This window comes from Pedobacter sp. UBA5917 (assembly GCF_002432345.1).
Lineage (GTDB): Bacteria > Bacteroidota > Bacteroidia > Sphingobacteriales > Sphingobacteriaceae > Pedobacter.
Genome location: NZ_DJDT01000265.1, coordinates 1 through 4,139 on the forward strand (window position 1 = coordinate 1; position 4,139 = coordinate 4,139).

5 protein-coding genes are annotated in these 4,139 nt (G+C 40.4%); all 5 read right to left on the reverse strand.

The annotated features are described in order from the left end of the window. The coding region (locus B2V92_RS18045) for a hypothetical protein (protein WP_293310782.1) at positions 1-238 on the reverse strand (238 nt) is incomplete at its 3' end. A 90-nt stretch (positions 239-328) separates the two neighbouring features. Then, complete coding sequence (locus B2V92_RS18050) at positions 329-691, reverse strand: hypothetical protein (RefSeq protein WP_293310783.1); 363 nt, start codon at positions 689-691, stop codon at positions 329-331. 60 nt (positions 692-751) lie between these two features. After that, the gene (locus B2V92_RS18055; protein WP_293310784.1) at positions 752-2,131 is read right to left on the reverse strand and encodes a TlpA family protein disulfide reductase; all 1,380 of its coding nucleotides are present in this window, start codon (positions 2,129-2,131) and stop codon (positions 752-754) included. Between the two features lie 21 nt (positions 2,132-2,152). Then, complete coding sequence (locus B2V92_RS18060; protein WP_293310785.1) at positions 2,153-3,670, reverse strand: PKD-like family lipoprotein; 1,518 nt, start codon at positions 3,668-3,670, stop codon at positions 2,153-2,155. A 21-nt stretch (positions 3,671-3,691) separates the two neighbouring features. After that, positions 3,692-4,139 (reverse strand): hypothetical protein (locus B2V92_RS18065; RefSeq protein WP_293310786.1); only part of this gene is annotated, 448 nt, incomplete at its 5' end.

Below are 4,139 nucleotides of genomic sequence, written 5' to 3' on the forward strand. Positions count from 1 at the left end.
TCTCTTTCCCTGCTTTACCTTTGTTGAAAGGTATAACGGTAAGCTGAATTCCTTCTACAGCTTTTGATTCGTTTTTAAGTTGGATAGAATCGCAGGCGTAACGCTGCAGAATATTCTTCAACATTCCTTCTGCCGAAGGCATTGTATATGCTGCAATCGAAAAATCGGCACTTAAATCATTTTTTATGATTTCTACAGATTTTGTGCGGAACAGCTCGTTTAGGTGGCTGATGAGCATTTGGGCATTATTTTGAGCCTGTACGATTATTGGGCAAAAAAATATGCCCGCGACGGTTAGGATTTTAAACTTCATTATTTGGTGGATATTTTAGCTGCCCTTTTTGGTATAGGAGATTTTTGCCGAAGGCAGATCGGTAATTTCGCCCCAAACCCTGATGTTCTGGTTATTGATGAGCAGCATGAGGGTTGATTTTACATTTGCCGACGAAATATTGAGGTTGGCAGAAATTAACTTTCGCTGTTTGGGAACTTTTAAAGTAAAAAAATCATTGTTGGCACTGGTTTTATAACTCCGTGAAATACCGGCATCATCCGAAAATGAAACCCATACCGATCTGTTTTTTAGCCCTTTCAGTGTTCCGCTGATCTGTATGGTATCTTTTTGCAGGCTTAACCCATGGATAAAAAAGAACAAAAGCGTTGCCAGCAATAAGTTTTTTATTGTAATCATTTAGGATAATTGGAAATGTAAAAAAAGCCCCGCCGTAAGATTGGCGGCAGGGCCAGAACATTAATTAGCAAGTGTTTTTTGCAATAATGCTTTGAGTTCGGGCTGCGATGGACGCGGCGAATCGACGGTAACGATTTTGCCCTGTTTATCAAAAACCATAAAACGCGGAATGCCTGTTACCTTGTAATATTTTGCCATATCGCTCCAACCTGTGGCAAATAATTGTGTACCGCCAAGGTTTTCGGTCTCGATCATTTTAAGCCATTTTTCCTTGTCTTTGGCTTCATCAACAGAAACGCTTACAAAAGCAACGTCTGTTCCTTTCATTTCCTCTTCCAATTTTTTTAGGTGTGGGATTTCAGCTTTGCACGGACCGCACCATGTGGCCCACATATCAACCAATACCACTTTACCCTTTAAATCGGCCATGCTTACCGTTTTCCCGTTTTTATCGGGATAAGAGAAATTATAGGCATCAGTTCCGGGCTTATAGGTTAACAAAGGGCTCATGATGCTGTTGCTACGCTCTTTTTGGGCTTTGGTAATGATATATTTATCATATTTGGCCATCAGGGCCTGATAATCGTTTATGGTTTTGTATCCGGCAGCATTATCTAAAGCGATATCGCCTTTCAGGGTATCGTTCGGTACAAAAGATGTAAAAACATCTACGCCTTCAACTCCCCTTTTATAAGCTTTGTTCTGCTGGCGCATATTTACACTGATAATAGCGGTTAAGGTGCGCAATCCCCATGGATAGTTATACACTTTATCCGCTGTTTTGGCAAAATCTTCGGCTTTTAAACTGCTGTAAAAATTGCTGTATTCTTCAACCGATGGATGCGCAGAACGTGGCGTATTTAAAAAATTGGTAGCATAATTTGCCAGATCCCAGTTCATGATGGTCTTAATCTCTTTATCGAACCTTGCATTGCCGGTTGTTTTTCCGTTTAAAAAAGTTTTGGTTTTGGCCACAATTTCTTCCTGTTCAGGAAAAAAATCTACAAAAGTGCTTTGTACCTTCATAAAGTTGATCGCTTTTTGCTCCAGCGGAAAAGTTAAATCGTGCCATTGGGTTAAAACCACATTCTCTTTTGAATTTAATTTTCCGGTTAGCACATAACTCGAATCGAGCAGGTTAACGGATAATTGCTCACCTCCTTTAAAGTAAAATTTATAGTTATCGTTAGGGCTGTTTTCGTTCCCGGTTCCGATCAGGTATAATCCTTCGTATTCGGGATAGAACAGAAAGCCGAACTGCCCGTTTGCACTCGGGGTGGCATTGCCAATTTCGACACTTTTACCATACTTTACCTTGAACAGTTTTACGGCCGAAATTCTTTTTTTCTTGAACAGTCCTTTAACTTCTACCGGTAACTGCGCCATTGCAGAAACGGTTGTAATGCACAAAAGTGTGCTTAATAGTGCTTTAATTTTCATTGGTTTATTTGTGTTTAGTGATTATTCTCTATAGGTTACATCCACGATTTTGCCTAAACCCGTAAAAGATTTATAAGGCGATAATGCCCCGTTTAAATTGGGAACATTGTATAAATCCATCGTGCCCGAGGTGCTTGGTGAAGCAGCGTCATAAGTGCAGATGATCAATTTTTTGGAATATTCGACGTAACGGGCGGTAGCGGTTGAAAAAACGAGGCGCTGGTATTTCATCAGTGAAACTTTCCGCGAGCCAAGGTCTAAAACCATTGCATTCGTTTTATCGAATGGATTATAGCGGTAAACTTTCGATCCCACCAGGTACATGATGTAACCTTCGGATGGATCGATGGCAAACTGTGTCGCGTTAACCATTTCGGGAACCAATACTTCATCAAAAGCCTGCGGACTAAATGTAGAAGCGTTGCAAACAATGCGTGCAAGGAAAATTTTATTAGCCGCATCTTTTAAAATGGCAAAAGCCTGGCCCGATATTGCAGGCGTATAATCCATGTACATCAGATCCATTTTCATATCGCCTGGATTAAATAAGGCAGATGTGGTAGCGGGTACCGATGATGCGGTAGCGTAATTTTTATGTTCTACAAACCGCTTATTATCAACATCGTACATTAAGGCGTAAGTAGAAATATTCTTATATGCCTCGGCGAAATAGGGCGAAATATTAATATCCTGCCCAGTACTTAACCTGTTTACACGTGTTCCGAAGGCATAACCTACCGTTGGGTTTTCGTAAAATAACTGTCCTTTGCTATCCAGCAGGTAAAGCAGGTAACTCGATGCCTGTGCTTTTACCTTTTCGGCATAATAAGGCGCAGGAACATAATTGGTCATCGAGTTGGTAAAGTTGCTAAACGTGCTGAAATTATTCGCCTGCGTATTGATGATTGATGTACCCTGATCGGTACCGACAAAAATGCTTTTCGCAATAATGGAAGTAAAAGGATCGCGGCGCTGACAAAAATAAACCATCTTAGGTTTACCAGTTAATACGAGCGTACTGTTGGAGGCCAGTACATCGTTAAAATATTGAAAATCGTTATTTACGTAATTGAAAAAATCAAGTCTGGCTTTCCCATCTATGTCGTTCAATACCAGCCAACCATCTGCAATATTGGTTGTAACGGTTAGTTTGGTCGATTTTCGGGCAACCAGTCCGGTACTTTTTTCGGTTACTTCGTACCATACTTCATAAGCGGTATTACTGGCTGCAATAGATACCGTCCAGTTTAAATTTTTACTCGTTGCAATTGTTTTTTTGGTTAAGGGCAGCACAGTATAGTCTATGTACGACCATTTGTAACTGTATTTTGTGGTATCGTTTGTATTATCCTGGGTGAAAGTGAGTGTTGGATCTATTGATAAAGTAACTCCCCTAAGCGAAGTATAGGTAGGTAGGATATTGGATATCGATCCTTCATTGATTTCGTGATAATCGTAATTGCCCAGGTCTTTGCTGCAGCCTAGGGCAAAGAGCATCACCAGGCAAAAACCGATAGTTTTTATGATATAATTTTTCATTCTTTACAAGTTTAAATCTGGTTAAATAGCATATTTACCCATTGTCATCAGGGTTACTCCATCGGCCTCATATATAGGCGTACCTGCCAGGGCCATCTGCGTGAAATAAGCTTTTAAACCATTTGCCCAGCCGGTTAAACGCCTGCCGTTTCCGTTTACCGAGAACCAGTTTGGTTGTGCCAACTCTTCTGCATTAAGGTTGTACCTGCTGATTAGGAGCTGAAATTTTAACGTGCTGAAATTTCCAAGATAACCGATTGTAGAGCTGTAATAGGTGTTGCCTGGTGTCCAAAATGGTGGCGGACCAGCGATATCATCAACTTTTACCTTTAACCGGGTGTAATATTTTGTATAAACTTTATTGTTGCTGGTAACAAGCCTGGTTAGATAATCATTGGTAAAATTTTCATTTGGTTTTAAATCCAGATACAGGAACAAACTGTCTTTGGTTATCGAGGCATTCCTGTAC